The sequence below is a fragment of the Kumtagia ephedrae genome (assembly GCF_003012745.1).
Taxonomy (GTDB): domain Bacteria; phylum Pseudomonadota; class Alphaproteobacteria; order Rhizobiales; family Rhizobiaceae; genus Kumtagia; species Kumtagia ephedrae.
In genome coordinates this window covers 30,274-48,162 of sequence record NZ_PXYK01000017.1, presented here as the reverse complement: position 1 = coordinate 48,162, position 17,889 = coordinate 30,274, and the positions used below count along the sequence as shown (strand labels likewise).

Sequence of the window (17,889 nt, the reverse complement as noted above, 5' to 3'; positions counted from 1 at the left end):
ACGCTACCGTGTCTCGGCCGGCGGCGACACCGGTGCCGGCTGCGCCGGGACATCCGCGTCCGCTGGCGGGTGTGGAGCTGGCGCAGCTTCCGGCAGCCGCTCGGCCGGTCGAGTACCCGGCGCGAGGAAGCGGTTGCGGTTCTCCGCCCAGGCCCGCAGGCAGGCAGGATCACGCGGCCCGGCTTCGCCGAGTGCCTGGCACCGGAACAGCTCCTCGCGCAGTGGGTCGGACGGGGCCGTGCTCGGTCGTGACGAAGCCCAGCTCTCCGCCGGCTCCTCATCCCGGCTTAACTCGATCGCCGTCGCGGTGACGGCCACCGCGACGAATACCACCGCGCCAAGTCGGGCGAGCATCTTGCCGTCCATGCCCGCGCCCTCAATTGCCGCTGTTGGGGAACATGCGGGCGTTACCCGCCTGGTAGCCGGAACCCGGCGTGAGGAAGCGGCGGCGCTGCTCACGGCCCTGCTCGACGGCCGCTGCGCGCTCTGCCTCTGAGAGCGCCTGTGCGCGACCGTTGGCAGCGACGACCGCCGTGAGATCGGCGAGCTGCTGTGCCTGAAGCGCGAGGAGCTGATTACCGGCTTGCGTCGCCTGCAGCGCGCCGGTCGCCCCTTGGCTGCGGCCGATCAGAGACGACATCTCGGACCGGTTGGTGTCGATGTTGCCAACGACACCGGCCTGCACGCGCATGGCGTCTTGCAGCCCGCCGACGGTGTTCTGCCAACGCTCGCGCGCCTGCGCCACGAGCGCCTGATCGGAAGCCGACATCGAGGCGTTGCCATAGGTGGTCTGGAACGCCTGATCGATGTTTTGAACATCGTACGCAATCCGCTGCGCCTGTTGCAGCAGCTGCTGGGTGCGTTGGACTGACTGCTGGAGTTGTTGGATCGAGGAGTACGGCAGGCTCGCAAGATTGCGGGCCTGATTGATCAGCATCGTCGCCTCGTTCTGAAGCGAGCTGATCTGGTTGTTGATCTGCTCCAGCGACCTGGCCGCCTGAAGCACGTTCTGCACGTAGTTCGTAGGATCCTTCACGATCAACTGTGCCGCCGCCGGCGGCGCCCAGAAGATCGGCGACAAGGCGGTGGAAGCGGTGAGCAGCGCAGCGGCAAGGCGCACGCCGCGCGAAGGGCGCGGGTTCATGAGGACGTCTCCATGTTGTTGAGGTTGGGGATGAGATCGGCGGCCCAACCGAGCCCGCGCTGGCGCAGCCAGGCCGCCAGGAAATCCTCGCGGCCGTGAGCTGCGATAGTCTGCGCGATCGCAGCCTGATCGGTCTTTGAGGATGTTGCGCAGAGGGCGAGCGCCACATCCGACAGGCCGAGCTCGAACAGGCGATTGCCGCGCCGCGACTGGCAGTAATAGTCGCGCTTGGGCATGGCCCGGGCGAGGATCTCGATCTGGCGATCGTTCAACCCAAAGCGGCGATAGATCGCGGTGATTTGCGGTTCTATGGCCCGTTCGTTCGGGAGCAGGATACGGGTCTGGCAGCTCTCGATGATGGCCGGCGCGATCGCCGAGCCGTCGATGTCTGAAAGGGACTGCGTGGCGAAAATGACGCTGGCGTTCTTCTTGCGCAGCGTCTTCAGCCATTCGCGGAGCTGGCCTGCGAAGCCCTCGTCATCGAGGGCGAGCCAGCCCTCGTCGACAATCAGTAGCGTCGGCCGTCCGTCCAGCCGATCCTCGATGCGGTGGAACAGATAGGCAAGCACGGCGGCCGCGGCTCCGGTGCCGATCAGTCCTTCGGTTTCGAATGCCTGTACCGATGCCTGCCCAAGATATTCGGCTTCCGCATCGAGCAGGCGCCCATAGGGGCCGCCGACGCAGTAGGGCCGGAGCGCCTGCTTGAGGTCGTTTGACTGGAGCAGGACCGACAGGCCCGTCAGCGTGCGCTCGCCGATCGGCGCGGAGGCAAGCGATGAAAGCGCCGACCAGAGATGCTCCTTGACCTCGGGCGTGATCGAAACACTCTCGCGTCCCAGAATGGCAGTGAGCCAGTCGGCCGCCCAGGCCCGTTCGGCGACATCGTCGATTCGTGCCAGCGGCTGCAGCGACACGCTGTCCTCGGCGCCTTCGGTAAGTCCGCCGCCGAGGTCGTGCCAGTCGCCACGCATAGCGAGCGCCGCGGCCCGTATCGAGCCGCCAAAATCGAAGGCGAAGACCTGAGACCGCTCGTAGCGGCGAAACTGCAGCGCCATCAGCGCCAGCAGCACCGACTTGCCGGCGCCGGTCGGTCCGACGATCAGCGTGTGACCGACGTCGCCGACGTGGATGGAAAGCCGGAACGGGGTCGAGCCTTCGGTCTTGCCGAACAGCAGTGGGGGTGCTGCGAAGTGCTCGTCCCGTTCCGGTCCCGCCCATACCGCCGACAGCGGGATCATGTGGGCGAGATTGAGCGTGTTGATGGGCGGCTGCCGGACATTGGCGTAGGCGTGCCCGGGCAGGCTGCCGAGCCAGGCGTCCACCGCGTTGATGGTTTCGGGCATGGCGGTGAAGTCGCGGCCCTGGATGACCTTCTCGACCAAGCGCAGCTTCTCGGCGGCGATGCGCGGATCCTCGTCCCAGACGGTGATCGTCGCCGTCACATAGGCCTGACCGGCATAGTCCGCGCCGAGTTCCTGCAGCGCCATGTCTGCGTCGGCGGCTTTGTTCGCGGCGTCTGTGTCGACCAGCGCCGAGGCCTCGTTGGTCATCACCTCCTTGAGTATCGCCGCGATCGACTTGCGCTTGGCGAACCATTGCCGCCGGATCTTGGTCAGCAGCTTAGTGGCGTCGGTCTTGTCGAGCAGAACGGCCCTGGTCGACCAGCGATAGGGAAAGGCCAGCCGGTTCAGCTCGTCGAGGATGCCGGGCGTGGTCGCGGTCGGGAAGCCGACGATGGTGAGGATGCGTAGATGCGTGTCGCCAAGGCTCGGCTCAAGCCCGCCGGTGAGCGGCTGATCGGCCAGCAGCGCGTCGAGATAGATCGGCGTCTCGGGCACACGGACGCGGTGGCGCTTCGTCGACACCGTCGAGTGCAGGAAGGTCAGCGTCTCAGCGTCGTCCAGCCAGTCGCATTCCGGCATGAAGGCGTCAATGAGCTGGAGAATGCGATTGGTACGATCGACAAAGCCGCGCAGGACTTCGTGGGCATCGACGCCGGCGTGATCGCGTCCTTCGTAGAGCCAGGTCTCGGCACGTGCGGCGTCCTCGGCCGGCGGCAGATAGAGGAAGGTCAGGAAGTAGCTAGACTCGAAGTGGCTACCCGCTTCCTCGAAATCCGCCTTGCGTTCAGCGTCGACGAGCGCGGAGGCGCTGTCGGCGAACATGCTGGCGGGATAAGTCGCGGCGCCGTGGCGCTGCGCCTCCACAAAGATCGCCCAGCCGGAGCCGAGGCGACGAAAGGCGTTGTTGAGCCGTCCGGCGACCGCGATCAGCTCGGCCGGCACGGCGCTGTCGAGATCGGGACCACGAAACCGCGCGGTGCGCTGCAGACTTCCGTCCTTGTTGAGCACGACGCCTTCGCCGACCAGCGCGACCCAAGGGAGGAAGTCGGCGAGCCGGGTGTTGCGGTTGCGATATTCGGCAAGGTTCATCATGGCCGCGCGCCCCTCAAACCGACAGATGACCGGGGATGCGCAGATGCCTGCGCACGACGTCGACGAACTGCGGATCGCGTTTGGCGGCCCAGACGGCGGCGAAGTGACCGATCGCCCAGAGACCGAGGCCGACGATCCAGAGGCGCAGGCCGAGGCCAAGCGCCGCCGCCAGCGTCCCGTTCAGAATGGCGATCGAGCGCGGCGCGCCGCCGAGCAGAATGTGCTCGGTCAGCGCGCGATGGACCGGAACCGAAAAGCCTGGCACTTCGCTCGCCGTCTCGGCCGACGTCGCCATCAGACCAGCGCTCCGCCGCCGAACGAGAAGAACGACAGGAAGAAGCTGGACGCGGCGAAGGCGATCGACAGGCCGAAGACGATCTGGATCAGGCGCCGGAAGCCGCCCGAGGTGTCGCCGAAGGCGAGCGTGAGGCCAGTCACGATGATGATGATCACCGCGACGATCTTGGCGACAGGGCCCTCGATAGATTCGAGGATGGACTGCAGCGGCGCTTCCCACGGCATGGACGAACCGGACGCGTGGGCGGCCGGCGTGAGCGCCAAGGTGAGGAAGGTGACGGAGGCCGCCGTCGCGATGTGACGGCGGATACGCATGGTATGCTGGATCATGACGGATCTCCTGTGAGGTGCTGGCTGGCGGGGATGACGCGGTAATCGCCGTCGGGGCCGAGCCCTTCGACGCGAGCGAGTTCGGCGAGCCGGCGCGAGGCGCCGCGGCCGGAGAGCACGGCGACCAGATCGATCGTCTCGGCGATCAGGGCGCGCGGAACGGTGACGACAGCTTCCTGGATGAGCTGCTCGAGGCGGCGGAGCGCGCCGATCGCGGTGCCCGCATGAATGGTGCCGATGCCGCCCGGGTGGCCGGTGCCCCAGGCCTTGAGCAGATCGAGCGCTTCAGCGCCGCGCACCTCGCCGATCGGGATGCGATCAGGACGCAAGCGCAGCGAGGACCGGACGAGATCGGACAGTGTGACGACGCCGTCCTTCGTCCGCATAGCAACGAGGTTCGGCGCGGCGCATTGGAGCTCGCGCGTGTCCTCGATCAGCACCACGCGGTCGGCGGTCTTCGAAACCTCGGCGAGCAGCGCGTTGGTGAGCGTGGTCTTGCCGGTCGAGGTGCCGCCGGCGACCAAAATATTGCGGCGCTCGGCGACGGCGACCCGCAGCGCTTCAGCCTGGTCAGCCGCCATGATGCCGGCCGCGACATAGTCGTCGAGCGTGAAGATGGCGACGGCCGGCTTTCGGATTGCGAAGGCCGGCGCGGCGACAATGGGGGGCAGAATGCCCTCGAACCGCTCCCCTGTTTCCGGCAACTCGGCAGAGACGCGCGGGGCTCCTGGATGAACCTCGGCGCCGACATGGTGCGCGACGAGGCGAACGATGCGCTCGCCGTCGGCCGGCGACAGCCGTTCACCCGTGTCGGAGAGTCCCTCGGACAGGCGGTCGATCCAGAGCCGTCCATCGGGGTTGAGCATCACCTCGACGATCGCGGGATCTTCCAGAAATCGGGCGATCGCCGGCCCGAGGGCCGTGCGCAGCATGCGCGCGCCGCGAAGGATCGCCTCCGATTTCTGGTGAGTAGCCGCCACGTCGTCCCCGTTCTCGTGCGGGCCCGCGACGTGCGGCCCTGGATCGGGGATGAGTAGAAGAGGCAGAAATCAGGGCGTGACAACAACCGAAATGTGGTCGTCGTACTGTGGCGTACAAAGACAGGGAAACGGCGGAACTACGCTATACTTGCGCAACGACAGCCGACGATTATTCTGCGTCGCGCGCGAGATCGATGTCCTCCGAAATCTCCTGCCTGAGTTTCGGTCCGCTCGCGAGTCGGCGACCCAGAGCCGCGACAAACGCCTCGTACCGCTCGCCGGCCTTCGCCCGAGCGGCCTGAGCGGCAGGCTCGGGAAGCGCAGGCGTCGTGGTCAGCCAGAAGCGGACAAAGATCGCCAGCGTCTCAACGGAGATACCGACGTCGCGCTCCACGCGGGTCATGCGCCGGTCGATCTGATCGAGCCGCTTGGTGATCGCGGCCTCCTGGCGTTCCGCAGCATCGGGTGAGAGGAAGGATGCAATGCCGGCCTCTGCGACCAGTGACAGCGAGTGGCCACGCCGGGCCGCGTGTGCGGAGAGGGCTTTCATGACTTCCGGTTCGAGGTAGACGGAGAGACGCTGCTTCTTCGGAGCTTTCGTCATCGCGGCTCTCCTAAAGCTCAATGCCGTCGCCCGGGTCGAGCGAAGCTTGGCGCGCGACCTGCCGCATGTTCTGATTCATGCGGCTGAGGCGCGCGGCGTCGTCATCGGCATCGTCGGCCGGGTCGATCTCGAACTCGTTCTCGATCGGCGCCACTTTGGCGATCGGCTGCACACGGCTCAGTTCGGGCTGGCGGCGGCGCTCGGAATCGGTTGTGTCCTCCTCGTTTGGATTAGCCCCCGCCACTGGTGCCAGGATCTCTGGCGAAGGCGGCAACGCCAGCTTGCTCCAGTCATCGGACGAGACCCCTTCGGGCTTGACGATCTTTGGCGGTGGCATCACCCGTTCGTGAAACCGACGATCTTCGTAATAGCGCGCCTTCTTGGCCCGGATCGGCGGCGTGCCGGCGACCATGACGATCTCATCGGAGGGCGGAAGCTGCATGATCTCGCCGGGCGTGAGCAGCTGCCTGGCAGTTTCCGACCGCGACACCATCATGTGGCCGAGCCAGGGCGAAAGCCGGTGGCCGGCATAGTTCTTCATCGCCCGCATCTCGGTCGCGGTGCCGAGCGCATCCGACACGCGCTTGGCCGTCCGCTCATCATTGGTCGCGAAGCTGACGCGGACATGGCAGTTGTCGAGGATCGAGTTGTTGGGCCCATAGGCCTTTTCGATCTGATTGAGCGACTGGGCGATCAGGAAGCTCTTCAGGCCGTAGCCGGCCATGAACGCGAGCGCGGACTCGAAGAAGTCGAGGCGGCCGAGCGCCGGAAACTCGTCGAGCATGAGCAGCAGCCGATGGCGTCCGCCCTTCGCCTGCAGGTCCTCGGTGAGACGCCGGCCGACCTGGTTGAGGATCAGGCGGATCAGCGGCTTGGTTCGGTTGATGTCCGAGGGCGGCACCACGAGGTAAAGCGTGGACGGCCGCTTGCCGCCGACGATATCGGCGATGCGCCAATCGCAGCGCCGCGTGACCTCGGCGACGACCGGATCGCGGTAGAGGCCGAGGAACGACATCGCAGTCGAGAGCACGCCGCTGCGCTCGTTGTCCGATTTGTTCAACAGCTCGCGCGCGGCGCTGGCGATGACGGGGTGCGGTCCGGCTTCGCCGAGATGCGCGGTCTTCATCATGGCGGCCAGCGTCGACTCGATCGGGCGCTTCGGATCGGAGAGGAAGGCGGCGACGCCGGCGAGCGTCTTGTCGGCCTCGGCATAGAGAACATGGAGGATCGCGCCGACCAGCAAGGCGTGACTGGTCTTTTCCCAGTGATTGCGCTTCTCGAGCGAACCTTCCGGGTCGACCAGGATGTCGGCGATGTTCTGAACGTCGCGGACCTCCCATTCACCGCGGCGCACCTCGAGCAGGGGATTGTAGGCGGCCGACTTAGGATTGGTCGGATCGAACAGCAGCACGCGGCCGTGCCGCGATCGAAAGCCTGCGGTCAGCGTCCAGTTCTCGCCCTTGATGTCATGGACGATCGCGGAGCCCGGCCAGGTCAGAAGCGAGGGCACGACGAGCCCCACGCCCTTGCCGGAGCGTGTCGGCGCGAAGCACAGCACATGCTCTGGACCGTCATGGCGCAGATAGTCGCGATCGAGCTTGCCGAGGACCACGCCATCGGGACCGAGCAGGCCGGCAGCCTTTACTTCGTCATCCCGCGCCCAGCGTGCCGAGCCATAGGTCTCGACGTTCTTCGCTTCACGTGCTCGCCAGACGGACATGCCAATCGCCACCGCGATCGAGATGAAGCCGCCGGACGCCGCGATATAGGCGCCCTCGACGAAGATCGGCGGCGCATAGGCATCGTAGAAGTACCACCACCAGAAGAAGGCCGGCGGATAATAGATCGGCCAGCCGGCCAGCTCGAACCAAGGCGGGCCGAGCTGGGGCTGGAAACCGAGCCGATAGGCCGTCCACTCTGTCGCCGCCCAGGTCGTGAAGAGCACGATCATGAAGACGGTGAGGATCTGGCCCCAGAGGATTTTGGTCGCCGACATGGCGGGGTCCTTTCTTTTACGGGCTACAGGCCGAGGCCGCGTTTGCGGCCAAAACTCCAGTCGACCCCGCCATCGCCGCGCGCGACGCCGGAGACATGCTGGCCAAGGTGTTTTTCGAGAGAGGGCGACCAGGGCACGAGCTGGAAACCGAGGCCGTCGTCGATCATGGCGAAGCGGCCCGACGCGAGCGCGATGCGCTGCCGATAGGCGCCGGCAACATATTCCCCGGTTCCCGCCTTGGCGAACGCGCGTCCGGTCTCGGCCGCGAGCTTCGCGCCGAGCGCTTCGACCTCGCGCTGACGCAGCGTGTCGACGAGGTTGCGGGAGAAGATGACGCTGCGCCCGTGGCGCTCGGCCAAGCGCTGCTCGATCAAATGTTCGGCGCGGCGGTCCATCGCGCCCCGCACCTCGGCGCCGAACCCACCACCACCAAGCGCCGCCGGCTCGCGGGCGATCGCCTGCCGGTCGAGCCAGGTCGCGCCGGTCGCGGTGACCTGGGCGGAGATGTCGAGATCCGAGCGGACCGCAAGCGCGACGCGCCGCTGCCCCCGCGCGTCGTCGAACTTGCGCAGCTCGACGATCGAGCCTGGCGCGCTGTCGCCGGCAGCCTCAAGGTCAGGCAGCTTGATGTGGTGGGTGCGGCCATCGACCCCGTCGACGACGGCATAGGCCGTGCCCTTGAGTTCGTCGTCGAGACCTCGCGTCACCAGCCGGCCGACAACGGGGTCGTTCAGGCTTTCGCCGGCGAGCACATAGCTCGCCGCGCCGCGCTCGATGCCGCGGTCGGTCAGCGCGCGGTGCATGCGCTTGATGATATCGCCGCGCTCGCCGAGCTCGCGCAGCGTCGCCTCGGCCTTCTCCGAGATCGTCCATTGGCCGGGACCGATCTCGTCGGCGAGGCCAAGACCTTCGAGCTTGCGCAGCCGCCCGACCTTCAGGGCGTGGAATTCGTCCGGCTGCCGGTCGGGATGCGGGGCGAGATCAACGATGCCGGTCCTGTAGGCGTCGCGCGCGAGCTGGCGGTCGAGATTGGTCCAGCGCTCGGCCTCGACCTGGCGCTCAATGGTCCGGCGGATTTCCTGATCGGTGCGCGGTCCCAGCTCCTGGGTGATGAGATCGCGCGCGCGGTCGCGCATGCCCTCCTTGATGTAGTCGCGCGAGATGACGAGGTTCTCGCCGTCGTCGCGGACGCCGCGCATGATCAGATGCACATGCGGATGCTCGGTGTTCCAGTGATCGACAGCGACCCAATCTAGCCTCGTGCCGAGATCCTTCTCCATCTGCCCGACCAATTCGCGGGTGAAGCCCTTGAGGTCGGCCATCTCCACCGCGTCGTCGGGAGAGACGATGAAGCGGAAATGATGGCGGTCGTCCTCGCACCGCTCCGCGAACGCCTTCGGATCGGCGTCATCGCCGCCAGGACCGAACAGCCGGGCCTTCTCTCCATCCCGGGTCACGCCCTCGCGGCGGAGATAATTGAGGTGGGTGCCGAGCGGCGCGTTGCGCCCGCCCTGGCGCACGACGCGGGCCTTGACGACGGCGCCGCGCGAGCGGGCGGTCAGCAGCCGGTTGGCCTGCACCGCCGCGCGCTGGCCGCGGCCGAAGCGCGAGCGGTTGCCAGGCCCGATCCTTCCTTGCCGGGATACGGCGCCGCCGGCTTTCTGCGCGGCGGCAAGCGCCTGAGCGATAAAGGGTCTGACCTGTTGTGCGCGCGTCGAACGGATGCGGCCCGGCCGGATGCGAAAATCGTCCTCGGCGCTCATGGGCGTGGCCCCGCACATCGCGCAAAGCCGAGGAAATTGTTGGGAAAGCGCCGCGCGCGCAGGCTGCGCCGATCAGGCGCACCTCGCGCAAACGCGCCATAACCCCTTGAAAAACCACAACCGCACAAGGCCGCACATCGCGGCCCTTTATCCTGCCATCGTGCGGTTGTGGTGACTGCTCTTCCCACTTCTGACGCCAAATCCACGCCAGAGCCCGAAAATGCCGCAGGGAGGGCGAAGCCCATCATCGCGGCCCCGCACTGTCGGTTCGCGCCACGAAGAGACCATCCGAGCGCGGTGCAGGCGGCGTTGGATCGCGCGCGGACTCCGGCGCGGGTGATGCAACCGGATCGCTGTCGGTCTGCGGCCGATCTGCCCTCGGCCTGCTATCGACCTGCACGATGAAGAGCGGCGCACGGGTCCAGGCGAGCGGATCGGCGGTGGCTACCGTGACGGGGGCAGCGAGATCGCCGCCGCCGATGATCGGTGCGAGAGCGGCGACATAGGCGCGCGTTTCGGCCGGCAATGGGCGACCGGTGGCGCGATATTCCTCATAGCGCCCGGGACCGGCATTGTAGGCCGCCAGAAAGCCGGGCGAGCCGTAGCGGTCGTGCATCTCGCGCAGATACGCCGCGCCCGCCATGATGTTGTCGCGCGGGTCGTAGGGATCACCGCCGAGACCATGTCGAGCGCGCAAATCCGCCCAGGTCGCGGGCATGATCTGCATCAGGCCCATCGCGCCCTTGGGCGAGATCGCGCGCACATCACCGCGGCTCTCGACGCGCATGACCGCGCGAATCCACCCCTCCGGGATGCCGAACCGCCGCGCTGCGTCCGCGATGTGATCGGCATAGGGATCGCTGGGTGATGCGCGCTCCACCGGCGCGTCCTGTGCGACGGCCGGGGCCGCCAGCGGCAGGGCGGTAAGCAGGCCGGGAAGGAGAAGGAAGGCTGTACGCCGGACGGTGGGAGACCGTCCGACGACAGCGCGATGGCGGCGGGCCGGCATCGCTCAGTCCCGCTCGCCGCGCTTGGGCGGGCGGTTCCAGTGCAGGCCCCAGGCGGACTTGTCGTCGGCCGACTGGAAGAGGTTGGCGCGGATCGGCTGGCTGAAGGTCGGATCGTCAAGTTGCAGCGAAATGTATTCGCCGGCCTTCTCGCCGGTGCGTTTCCAGCCCGCTCCAACTTCGGGGCCGTCGTCATCCGGTCCGAGATGGACGCGATAATCCGGCGCGTTCTCCGCGTCAGATTGCTCGGCGGGCACGAGCACGAGTTCGGCGTCGAGGCCGAGCGTTTTGACACGACCAGCATAGCCCGACTTGGTGCGGCTGAATTGACCGATCAGGGACATGATTGCCTCCGTGGATGTGCGGTGAGGTTGTGACTGGGCACGTCGTCACCGCGTCGACGCACGCCAGACGAAGCGGCCATCGCCGTCCTCGTCGGTGTAGAGAGGGATGGCCCGGCCGATCACGGCGGAGGCGGGCAGCGGTCCGAAGTAGCGACCGTCGAGGCTGTCGCGGACTTCCCAGTTCATCAGGAACAGCTCGCCCTCGGCGACGACGCGGCAGCCCTGCCAGACGGGGAGCGGATTGCCGCGACGATCGCGATCGAGCGCATCGCCCATCGGCACGGCGTCGACGGTGATCGCCACGCCCGTCCTGCAGACCCGCTGCCCGGGAAGCGCCACGACACGCTTCAGCAGCGGCACGCCGCGCGGCAGATAACCGCCCTCGGCGAGGAAGTTCGCGAGCGGCTCGGGCGCGCGCACGGCGACCAGATCGGTGACGTCTGGGGACGGGTCGGGCCGGATCGCGTAGAGGCCGATGGGTGTGCTGGCGGACGCGTTCCAGATCAACTTCGGCGCGAAGGACACGAGAGACAGGACGCCGAGCAACGACACCGCGCCCGTCGTGGTGATGGCGTAGCCGAGCGTGGTCATACGCCGATCCTTCGCGCTAAGAGGAAGGCGCGATGGCGCTGCAGCGTGTAGGCGCGCGGCGTCTCGCCGGCGGTCAGGCGGTTGTGGACGTGGCGCCAGTGATCGGGCGCAACCTCGAGCGGATCGATGCTGATCGCCTCGATCGCGTCGATGAGCTGGAGCATGCGCTCCACCTTCGGCCAGCCGTCGACGCGCAGCAGGATATCGCCGCCAGGCGTTACGGTCGGGATCGTCTGGTACGCTTCGCCGGGACCGACGGCGCGCACGATGTCGAGCCGGGAGAGCACGGTGCCGTGCTCGTTCGCGGCCCAGCGCACCAGCGCGAAGGTCGTGCCGGCAGGGAAGAAGAGGATGCGGCGGCGGCGGTCGAGCACCTGTTCGCGCACCTCCCGGCCGAAGCGGATCCAGTGCTCGACCTGCTTCTCGATCCAGACGAGCTCGACCTGGGTGAGATCCTCCGGCGGCGCGTGAAGGGCGCGACCGGCGCGCGCGGATGCGGCGGCAAGGCCGGTCATTGGGCGTCTCCTTGGGCTGGTGGGAATTCGCGCTCGAACAGCGCGCGGAGCATGTCGGCAACGGTCTGACCGCGCTGGAAGGCCGCGATCTTGATCCGGCCGCGCATGTCGGCGGTGACATCGATGGTCAGCCGAGCCGAGAAGTCATCGTCGGGCAGAGCGCGCTGGGTTTGGCGATCGGGCGCCTTGATCCAGCTCTCCGGATCACCGGGCCGGGATGCGAAGCCGCGCTTGGGGGATCGTTCGCTCATACGCCGATCCCCGTCACCTCGGCCGCAAGCGCGGCGATCTCGCGCGCGCCTGGACAATCTTCGTCCTGCTCGGCGGCGATCCGTCCGGTCTGCACGACGTCGGCGAAGACGATGCGCTGACCGATGGTGGTGGCGAGCAATGGCGGGTCGTGGTCGGCAAGCGTCTCGGCGGTTTCGCGGGCGAGCACGGTGCGCGCCGCGCAACGGTTCAGCACGAAGCGCGCTGCAAGGTCGGGGCGGTAGATGCGCGCCTCGCGCAGCAGCGCCAGCATCTCCGCCGATGCCCAGCCGTCGAGCGGCGACGGTTGCACCGGAATCAGCACGAGATCCGCAGCGAGGAGCGCCGAGCGCATGAGACCGGCGACGCGTGGCGGCCCATCGATGACGACATGGTCGGCGTCGCGGGCCAGCTCGGGCGCCTCGCGATGCAGGGTGTCGCGCGCCAGGCCGACGACACCGAAGAGCCGCTGCAATCCCTCCCGGCTGCGCTGCTGCGACCAGTCGAGCGCCGAGCCCTGTGGGTCGGCGTCGATCAACGTGACGCGCTTGCCGCTGCGGGCCCATTCGCCGGCGAGATGCAGCGCCAGCGTCGTCTTGCCGACGCCGCCCTTCTGGTTGAGGAGCGCGACGATCATGACGGTCTCCCGGCGATCGGGGACTCGTCCACACGGCGCGAAAAAGCGGGTTCCGTTAGAAAGATTCCGAAGGAATCTAGGTTAGATAAGTTACGGGGCTCACAAGCTGCTGATTCAGCGCGAAGAATCGGCGATTCCGGTCCCCGATAGCACGAGAGTCCGGTCCCCGATGGCACGATGGTGCCGGTCCCTGATAGCACGAGACGATTCACAGCTTATCCCCAGGGCGAGTTGTCGAGCGGCGACGGCGGCGCGGGATGCCGAGCGCGTCGGGATCGGTGGGTGCGAAGGACAGAATTTCGGGCCCGCCGAGGCATTGCTCGATGGTGAGCCGGTAGCCCGGCAGCGGCTGGCGGCGGACGATGTCGCGCAGGTCGTAGGCGAAGTGCTTGAGCGGCGAGAGGCTACCGGACTTGGCGTGGAGGTGCGGGAAGTCGAAGCTCCAGCCGAACTCTTGGCGACCGCCGTGCTTGCGCACGAGGCGGTAAAGCCAACGCTCTAGGCCGCCGGTGAGATCGAAGTATTTACGGTCGATCGTCAGCACGAGCGCGTCGTCGAGGACGGCGCCGTAAAACCAGTCGGGAACGATCAGTTCGAGGCCAAGCGGGCGGCCGCGGTGATCGGCGCGCTCCTTCCATTCGTTGATCCAGGAGAAGCGGTGCATTCGCCGCTCGGTCGGCTGCCGGATCGAGGTCGCGACCGTGGTCGATTGTAGCCGGTCCAGCGCCGCCTTCAGGCGGTCGTAGTCGCGCAACGACACGCCGCGGCCGATGAAGTTCAGGATTTCATAGGGCGTGGTCGCCATCAGGCGCGACGGCCGCAGGCCGAGGTCGCGCGCCTCGACGATCTGCGAGGCGGCCCAGATCAGCACGTCGGCGTCCCAGATCGTCGCCATGCCATGCTCGGCGACCGCCTCGACGCGGATCTTGACCGACCCCGCCTTGAAGTCGATCGGCGCCAGGCGCTTCGACTTGGCGAGCGAGAAGAACGGATAGGCCATGAGGTCCTGCGCATCGCGCGGCGCGAGATCGCCGGGCAGCGCCCGGAACAGATCGAGCTGCGCGCGCTCGTCGTGATGATCGTGGCGAGACAACACGGCCGGCCACCTCAGCGGGGGAAGCGGCCGCCGGCGATGGCGGGCGAAGCTGTTTGGCGCTTGGCTGGCAAAACGGTGCCGCCGCGCGGATCGGAGGTGGAGGTGACGAGACCGCGATCTGCCCAGGCCTGAAGGTCGTCGACGGAATAGACGACGCGGCCGCCGAGCTTGCGGTAGATCGGACCGGTGCCGTAGGTCCGGTGCTTCTCAAGGGTGCGTTCGGAAAGGCCGAGGAAGCGCGCCGCCTCCTGCGTTCTCAGGTAGCGTGGCGGTAAATTGGCGGCTTTCTCGGCCATGATCGCACCTCCGTGATCTCGCGGGCGGCCGCTTCGAATAAGCGGCGGGTTGCGAGCACGGTGGCGCGAAGACGGCGCCCCGGACGATGTCGAAGTAAGATGGTAAAATCGACACCCGAGCGGGCGTCAGCGATCCCGGCGTGGGCGGCGCAGCAATGTCCGGTAGCCGCCGCGAACGAGCTTCATGCCGTCGCGGGCGAGACGGATGGTGATCTCCCGGATCGGGTCGCCGACCCAGGACGTTGCGTCGATCTTGTGCTGGGGGAAGAGATGCTCGGCGACGGTGCGATAGATCGCGCCACTCTCGCGCGCGTCTACTGCGCGCAGCATCTGGCGGGCGCGCTGACGTCTCTGTAGCGTCATGCGTGGATCGGACGGCACACGCTTGCCGAACATTGCATGCCAGAGGCGTTCGACCGCTGTCAGCCGGTCGGGCGTCAGTTCATCGAACATGACGAATGCGCCGAGGGGGCGGGCGTCGTCAGTGTTGACCAAAGCCACGTCGTGGCGCTCGCCCCGCAACGCGAGCCGGATCAGACCAGGATCATGCTCGATGATGGCATGGGCGTGCAGATCCTCAACGCGGAGGCGGATATCGCCCTCCGGGCTCGGTCCGGCGGTGAACGGGAGCGTCGCCGGATCGGTTTGAGGGGTCCAGAAGACAGGCTGGATGCGTGCGGAGTTGCGAGGGTCGGCGACGAAATCGCAACCCCCAGTGTTCGGCGAACCCCCGCGCGATGTCTTCGGTCAGTCTCCCCGCGGCCACCAGTTCCTGATATGATTGTCTGTAATCAGGATTACGACGCAAGAACTCCCAGGCAAGATCGCCGGGCGTCAATTTGTCGATATAGTCGTAGGCGGTCTCAGACCGCCAACTCTCATCCTCGGACATTCTCCACCGCCTCTACGCAACGTTTTACAACGCGAGTTATGCAGCCGATACGATTCCCGGTTGAATGAAGCGCGGGAAGAACGAAGTGGCCGCAACGTGATGCGGTTTGCGCATCACCTCAGTGCAGGCGGCCCTGAAGCAGCTGACAGAAGCCGCTGGTGGTCATCCATTTCGCGCGGTCGAGATGGCTGGTGTAGATGCGCAGAGCGCGCTCTGGTTCGATCTTGGCATCGAGACCGAAGAGGACTTCGACGACTTCACGCCAGTCGGCGCTAGCGGCATCGGCGTCGAGCAGCCGGGCGTAGAGCTTTAGATGCGCCTCGTCATACGCGGTCAAAGCTGCCCCGGCCGGCGGCTGATCAAGAAAATCATCTTTTGTCACAACATCCCCCGGTCGCGAGATGTATCCAAACTGGAGGAGATTGTTAACCGTGATTTGATCGGAATGATGACGCAGGGCCCCGACGCGGGAAGATGTGGCAACGCCGCGACCTGTCGAGCGTCAGGTTTCCTTCTTTGCATCAACGAGCAGCACTCCCTTGCCCTGATCGGAATTCAGGAAGACGATGCCGGCGCGTTCGAAAGCCCTTCTCACCTCGTCGCGCGTACTCTCAAAGACCTCGAGGCCGCTGGGGGATTCGAGGCGCTTGAGCGCGGTCAATGAGACCCGGGCCTTGTCAGCGAGCGTCTCCTGTGTCCAACCCAGCAACGCGCGTGCGGCCCGAAACTGTCGGGCGGTGATCATGCATGATCACCTCCCACACGGACCTACGCGTACGCCAAAACTACGGCTATAATAGTCGTTCTTGGCGCGATCTTCCAGCCAGAAGTGCCTCTGCACGCTCTCTCGGGCCGGTAAGGGCTGCAACTGATTCGGTCGCCGTAATGTCGAAGGCCCCGGCCTTTCGGCCGGGGCCTTGCGCGGACCTCAATCGCCGCGCCGCCCGTTGGGGCGGGACCAGATCAGCGAGAAGGTGTCACCGTCCTCGTCGTCGAAGAGGTTGGCGTAGATCGGGGCGTTGAAGCTCGGATCATCGAGCTTGAGGCCCAGATAGTCGCGGCCTTCGTTGGAGCGCTTGGACCAGGCGGCGCCGATCTCGGCGCGGCCGACCAGAACCCGGTGGCTGGGGGCGTTCTCGCCGGTGGCGCGCTGGTCGGGGACGATGCGCACGTTCTTGGCTTGGACGCTGAGGGTGACGATTTCGCCGGTGAACTCGTTCGAGCCGGACTTCTTGAAGGTGCCGATGGTCGCCATGGTAAGTCTCCGTTTTTCCGTTCCCGAGCCCGCACCATTGCGGCCTCGATGGCGATCGGCAGGCCGGAGGCGATCGACGGCGCACCCCGTCAGGGGCCTGACAGCCAAGGAGGGCTTTCTTGTCTCGCGAGGAATGGCGGCGTAGCCGGCAGGGGAAGAAAGTTTGACGCCGCTGTTGCGTCATAGGCGATCGAGGCGAAGCCGGCCTTCGGCCAGATCAGGCCATTGAAGAGGCCGTTTGGAGCGGTCGAGGCACGGTCAGATAACGGAGAAGATGGTGACCGTCCTGCACCGGCAGACCGGCGTCGCCGCAACGCTCACCGGTTTCGTTCCCTCCCCGGCAGGGCATCGGCGCTGCATCGTGACCTGCCGCCGCAGATGGAATCGCCGCCACGGATCTTCGGTGTGCCGCCGAGACATGTTCCTCTAGGCCAGCAGCTCCAAAGAGGGCCGCTTTCCAGGGCTCAGCGTCTATCCGCACCCACGCATCAATCTCAACGGCCTAAGACGACGTAAGCAGTCGCCGCCCATCGCTGGTCTGGGCCTCACAAAGGCGCAATGACGATCAGGCCCGCGCGAGATCCCGGCCAGAAGGGCCCGGGGCCGCTGCCATTCCTGCGACCCGTATAAATGCGGTGATGCCGACCGCGATCGCCCCAATGACGGAGAAGGTGATCTGCCATCCTTCGGAAGGCATGAGGTGCTTCACAATGCCATGCGTAGCGTGGAACCCTGCAATCGCCGCCGGCGCGACAAAGGCGATGGCCACGATCAGCTTCAGCCACATCGGGCGGACGAAGGTGATCAGCAGGTGCCCGACCGCCAGCGTGAAGGCGGCGGCAACCGCGCCGACGAGAATCGCGCCGAGAATGCCGGCGCCGGTGCCGTGCGCCCAGGCGCCTGCGGTCACGCCGACGAACGCCGGCAGCGCGAAGACGGCCAGCGTGAACAGCAGCCAGCAAAGCAGGCCGATGGCTGCGAGGGATGCAAGTATTGCGAGGATGATCATGGTGGTGTCCTCTGTAAGACAAGTCTGACGGTCGCGCCTCCACCACCACCACGGCGCGGTCGAACTTTAGCCGAAATTCGACTGCGCCGGGAGCGGAAATCGCGTGCGACTTCCGCGCGGCGGCGCCAGTTCGCCCCGGTTACGGGGCGAAGGGATCGATCTCATGGACGATAGCGGCCATGTCGCCGTCGTACTCGCTGGCGGGCGTCACCGAGAGGGTGCCGTCGCCAGCATGGAAAATGATGATGACGGCCATCAGGGTGGTGGCGAGGCTGAAGGCGAAGGCGTGTGCGTCGTTGAGGGACATCGATCCGGCTCCTGTTTCGAGCGGAGGACCATCCCCCGCTGACAGGCGCCCGAAGTGTCGGACTGAGCGCCGCGATCACCGCGTAGGCGCAGCCGCAGCGGCGGCATGCTCGCATAGCCGACCCTTTACGGGTTGATGGCGT

Annotated in this window: 24 protein-coding genes; all 24 read right to left on the bottom strand. The window is 66.7% G+C overall.

The annotated features are described in order from the left end of the window. Nucleotides 1–3: 3 nt before the first annotated feature. Nucleotides 4–366, bottom strand: coding sequence for a putative entry exclusion protein TrbK-alt (gene trbK-alt / locus C7I84_RS17650; RefSeq protein ID WP_106773535.1), 363 nt, complete (start codon nt 364–366; stop codon nt 4–6). 10 nt (nt 367–376) lie between these two features. Further along, on the bottom strand, nt 377–1,144 hold the full coding sequence (trbJ, locus tag C7I84_RS17645) for a P-type conjugative transfer protein TrbJ (protein WP_106773534.1): 768 nt from the start codon (nt 1,142–1,144) through the stop codon (nt 377–379). Next, nucleotides 1,141–3,579 carry a conjugal transfer protein TrbE gene (trbE, locus tag C7I84_RS17640; RefSeq protein ID WP_106773533.1) on the bottom strand — a complete coding sequence of 813 codons (2,439 nt, stop codon included), beginning with the start codon at nt 3,577–3,579 and terminating at the stop codon, nt 1,141–1,143. Before trbE ends, trbJ begins: the two co-directional genes overlap by 4 nt. 13 nt (nt 3,580–3,592) lie before the next feature. Then, on the bottom strand, nt 3,593–3,874 hold the full coding sequence (locus C7I84_RS17635; protein WP_106773532.1) for a VirB3 family type IV secretion system protein: 282 nt from the start codon (nt 3,872–3,874) through the stop codon (nt 3,593–3,595). Further along, nucleotides 3,874–4,206 carry a TrbC/VirB2 family type IV secretion system protein gene (locus C7I84_RS17630; protein ID WP_106773531.1) on the bottom strand — a complete coding sequence of 111 codons (333 nt, stop codon included), beginning with the start codon at nt 4,204–4,206 and terminating at the stop codon, nt 3,874–3,876. Before C7I84_RS17630 ends, C7I84_RS17635 begins: the two co-directional genes overlap by 1 nt. After that, nucleotides 4,203–5,186 (bottom strand): P-type conjugative transfer ATPase TrbB, encoded by a 984-nt coding sequence (gene trbB / locus C7I84_RS17625; protein ID WP_106773530.1) that lies wholly within the window; start codon nt 5,184–5,186, stop codon nt 4,203–4,205. The genes C7I84_RS17630 and trbB overlap by 4 nt, the downstream gene beginning before the upstream one ends. Nucleotides 5,187–5,355: 169 nt before the next feature. Then, nucleotides 5,356–5,790, bottom strand: a complete 435-nt coding sequence (locus tag C7I84_RS17620; RefSeq protein WP_106773529.1) for a CopG family transcriptional regulator — start codon at nt 5,788–5,790, stop codon at nt 5,356–5,358. A 10-nt stretch (nt 5,791–5,800) separates the two neighbouring features. Then, entirely contained in the window at nt 5,801–7,786 is a 1,986-nt protein-coding gene (locus tag C7I84_RS17615; RefSeq protein ID WP_106773528.1) for a conjugal transfer protein TraG, read from the bottom strand. A 23-nt stretch (nt 7,787–7,809) separates the two neighbouring features. After that, nucleotides 7,810–9,549: a relaxase/mobilization nuclease domain-containing protein gene (locus C7I84_RS17610; protein ID WP_106773527.1), complete on the bottom strand. Its 1,740-nt coding sequence runs from the start codon at nt 9,547–9,549 to the stop codon at nt 7,810–7,812. Nucleotides 9,550–9,793: 244 nt separating this feature from the next. Then, on the bottom strand, nt 9,794–10,558 hold the full coding sequence (locus tag C7I84_RS17605; RefSeq protein WP_106773526.1) for a lytic transglycosylase domain-containing protein: 765 nt from the start codon (nt 10,556–10,558) through the stop codon (nt 9,794–9,796). A 3-nt stretch (nt 10,559–10,561) separates the two neighbouring features. Continuing rightward, entirely contained in the window at nt 10,562–10,900 is a 339-nt protein-coding gene (locus tag C7I84_RS17600) for a DUF736 domain-containing protein (protein WP_106773525.1), read from the bottom strand. A 45-nt stretch (nt 10,901–10,945) separates the two neighbouring features. Next, nucleotides 10,946–11,491, bottom strand: a complete 546-nt coding sequence (locus C7I84_RS17595; RefSeq protein WP_106773524.1) for a S26 family signal peptidase — start codon at nt 11,489–11,491, stop codon at nt 10,946–10,948. Further along, nucleotides 11,488–12,006: a DUF2840 domain-containing protein gene (locus C7I84_RS17590; RefSeq protein WP_106773523.1), complete on the bottom strand. Its 519-nt coding sequence runs from the start codon at nt 12,004–12,006 to the stop codon at nt 11,488–11,490. The genes C7I84_RS17595 and C7I84_RS17590 overlap by 4 nt, the downstream gene beginning before the upstream one ends. After that, nucleotides 12,003–12,257: a hypothetical protein gene (locus C7I84_RS17585; protein WP_106773522.1), complete on the bottom strand. Its 255-nt coding sequence runs from the start codon at nt 12,255–12,257 to the stop codon at nt 12,003–12,005. Before C7I84_RS17585 ends, C7I84_RS17590 begins: the two co-directional genes overlap by 4 nt. Beyond that, a complete protein-coding gene (gene parA / locus C7I84_RS17580) occupies nt 12,254–12,892 on the bottom strand; it encodes a ParA family partition ATPase (protein ID WP_106773521.1) in 639 nt (212 codons plus the stop codon). Before parA ends, C7I84_RS17585 begins: the two co-directional genes overlap by 4 nt. Before the next feature lie 208 nt (nt 12,893–13,100). Continuing rightward, complete coding sequence (locus tag C7I84_RS17575) at nt 13,101–13,988, bottom strand: replication initiator protein A (RefSeq protein ID WP_106773520.1); 888 nt, start codon at nt 13,986–13,988, stop codon at nt 13,101–13,103. A gap of 11 nt (nt 13,989–13,999) precedes the next feature. Then, nucleotides 14,000–14,284: a helix-turn-helix transcriptional regulator gene (locus C7I84_RS17570; protein WP_106773519.1), complete on the bottom strand. Its 285-nt coding sequence runs from the start codon at nt 14,282–14,284 to the stop codon at nt 14,000–14,002. Nucleotides 14,285–14,410: 126 nt separating this feature from the next. Further along, the gene (locus C7I84_RS17565) at nt 14,411–14,785 is read right to left on the bottom strand and encodes a DUF2285 domain-containing protein (protein WP_245428485.1); all 375 of its coding nucleotides are present in this window, start codon (nt 14,783–14,785) and stop codon (nt 14,411–14,413) included. 76 nt (nt 14,786–14,861) lie between these two features. After that, nucleotides 14,862–15,176, bottom strand: a complete 315-nt coding sequence (locus C7I84_RS31055; RefSeq protein WP_425351357.1) for a transcriptional regulator domain-containing protein — start codon at nt 15,174–15,176, stop codon at nt 14,862–14,864. 118 nt (nt 15,177–15,294) lie between these two features. Further along, nucleotides 15,295–15,558, bottom strand: a complete 264-nt coding sequence (locus C7I84_RS17560; RefSeq protein WP_106773517.1) for a DUF2285 domain-containing protein — start codon at nt 15,556–15,558, stop codon at nt 15,295–15,297. A 120-nt stretch (nt 15,559–15,678) separates the two neighbouring features. Further along, a complete protein-coding gene (locus tag C7I84_RS17555) occupies nt 15,679–15,921 on the bottom strand; it encodes a helix-turn-helix domain-containing protein (RefSeq protein WP_099555757.1) in 243 nt (80 codons plus the stop codon). Between the two features lie 183 nt (nt 15,922–16,104). Continuing rightward, the gene (locus C7I84_RS17550) at nt 16,105–16,431 is read right to left on the bottom strand and encodes a DUF736 domain-containing protein (RefSeq protein WP_106773516.1); all 327 of its coding nucleotides are present in this window, start codon (nt 16,429–16,431) and stop codon (nt 16,105–16,107) included. A gap of 565 nt (nt 16,432–16,996) precedes the next feature. After that, entirely contained in the window at nt 16,997–17,440 is a 444-nt protein-coding gene (locus tag C7I84_RS17540; protein WP_106773515.1) for a hypothetical protein, read from the bottom strand. A gap of 139 nt (nt 17,441–17,579) precedes the next feature. Next, complete coding sequence (locus tag C7I84_RS30070; RefSeq protein ID WP_165816122.1) at nt 17,580–17,747, bottom strand: hypothetical protein; 168 nt, start codon at nt 17,745–17,747, stop codon at nt 17,580–17,582. Nucleotides 17,748–17,889: the final 142 nt, after the last annotated feature.

Coding starts and splice junctions, on each gene's coding strand:
- trbK-alt (WP_106773535.1), bottom strand. CDS start 366: ATGGACGGCAAGATGCTCGCCCGACTTGGCGCGGTGGTATTCGTCGCG.
- trbJ (WP_106773534.1), bottom strand. CDS start 1,144: ATGAACCCGCGCCCTTCGCGCGGCGTGCGCCTTGCCGCTGCGCTGCTC.
- trbE (WP_106773533.1), bottom strand. CDS start 3,579: ATGATGAACCTTGCCGAATATCGCAACCGCAACACCCGGCTCGCCGAC.
- C7I84_RS17635 (WP_106773532.1), bottom strand. CDS start 3,874: ATGGCGACGTCGGCCGAGACGGCGAGCGAAGTGCCAGGCTTTTCGGTT.
- C7I84_RS17630 (WP_106773531.1), bottom strand. CDS start 4,206: ATGATCCAGCATACCATGCGTATCCGCCGTCACATCGCGACGGCGGCC.
- C7I84_RS17620 (WP_106773529.1), bottom strand. CDS start 5,790: ATGACGAAAGCTCCGAAGAAGCAGCGTCTCTCCGTCTACCTCGAACCG.
- C7I84_RS17615 (WP_106773528.1), bottom strand. CDS start 7,786: ATGTCGGCGACCAAAATCCTCTGGGGCCAGATCCTCACCGTCTTCATG.
- C7I84_RS17610 (WP_106773527.1), bottom strand. CDS start 9,549: ATGAGCGCCGAGGACGATTTTCGCATCCGGCCGGGCCGCATCCGTTCG.
- C7I84_RS17605 (WP_106773526.1), bottom strand. CDS start 10,558: ATGCCGGCCCGCCGCCATCGCGCTGTCGTCGGACGGTCTCCCACCGTC.
- C7I84_RS17600 (WP_106773525.1), bottom strand. CDS start 10,900: ATGTCCCTGATCGGTCAATTCAGCCGCACCAAGTCGGGCTATGCTGGT.
- C7I84_RS17595 (WP_106773524.1), bottom strand. CDS start 11,491: ATGACCACGCTCGGCTACGCCATCACCACGACGGGCGCGGTGTCGTTG.
- C7I84_RS17590 (WP_106773523.1), bottom strand. CDS start 12,006: ATGACCGGCCTTGCCGCCGCATCCGCGCGCGCCGGTCGCGCCCTTCAC.
- C7I84_RS17585 (WP_106773522.1), bottom strand. CDS start 12,257: ATGAGCGAACGATCCCCCAAGCGCGGCTTCGCATCCCGGCCCGGTGAT.
- parA (WP_106773521.1), bottom strand. CDS start 12,892: ATGATCGTCGCGCTCCTCAACCAGAAGGGCGGCGTCGGCAAGACGACG.
- C7I84_RS17570 (WP_106773519.1), bottom strand. CDS start 14,284: ATGGCCGAGAAAGCCGCCAATTTACCGCCACGCTACCTGAGAACGCAG.
- C7I84_RS31055 (WP_425351357.1), bottom strand. CDS start 15,176: ATGTCCGAGGATGAGAGTTGGCGGTCTGAGACCGCCTACGACTATATC.
- C7I84_RS17555 (WP_099555757.1), bottom strand. CDS start 15,921: ATGATCACCGCCCGACAGTTTCGGGCCGCACGCGCGTTGCTGGGTTGG.
- C7I84_RS17550 (WP_106773516.1), bottom strand. CDS start 16,431: ATGGCGACCATCGGCACCTTCAAGAAGTCCGGCTCGAACGAGTTCACC.
- C7I84_RS17540 (WP_106773515.1), bottom strand. CDS start 17,440: ATGATCATCCTCGCAATACTTGCATCCCTCGCAGCCATCGGCCTGCTT.
- C7I84_RS30070 (WP_165816122.1), bottom strand. CDS start 17,747: ATGTCCCTCAACGACGCACACGCCTTCGCCTTCAGCCTCGCCACCACC.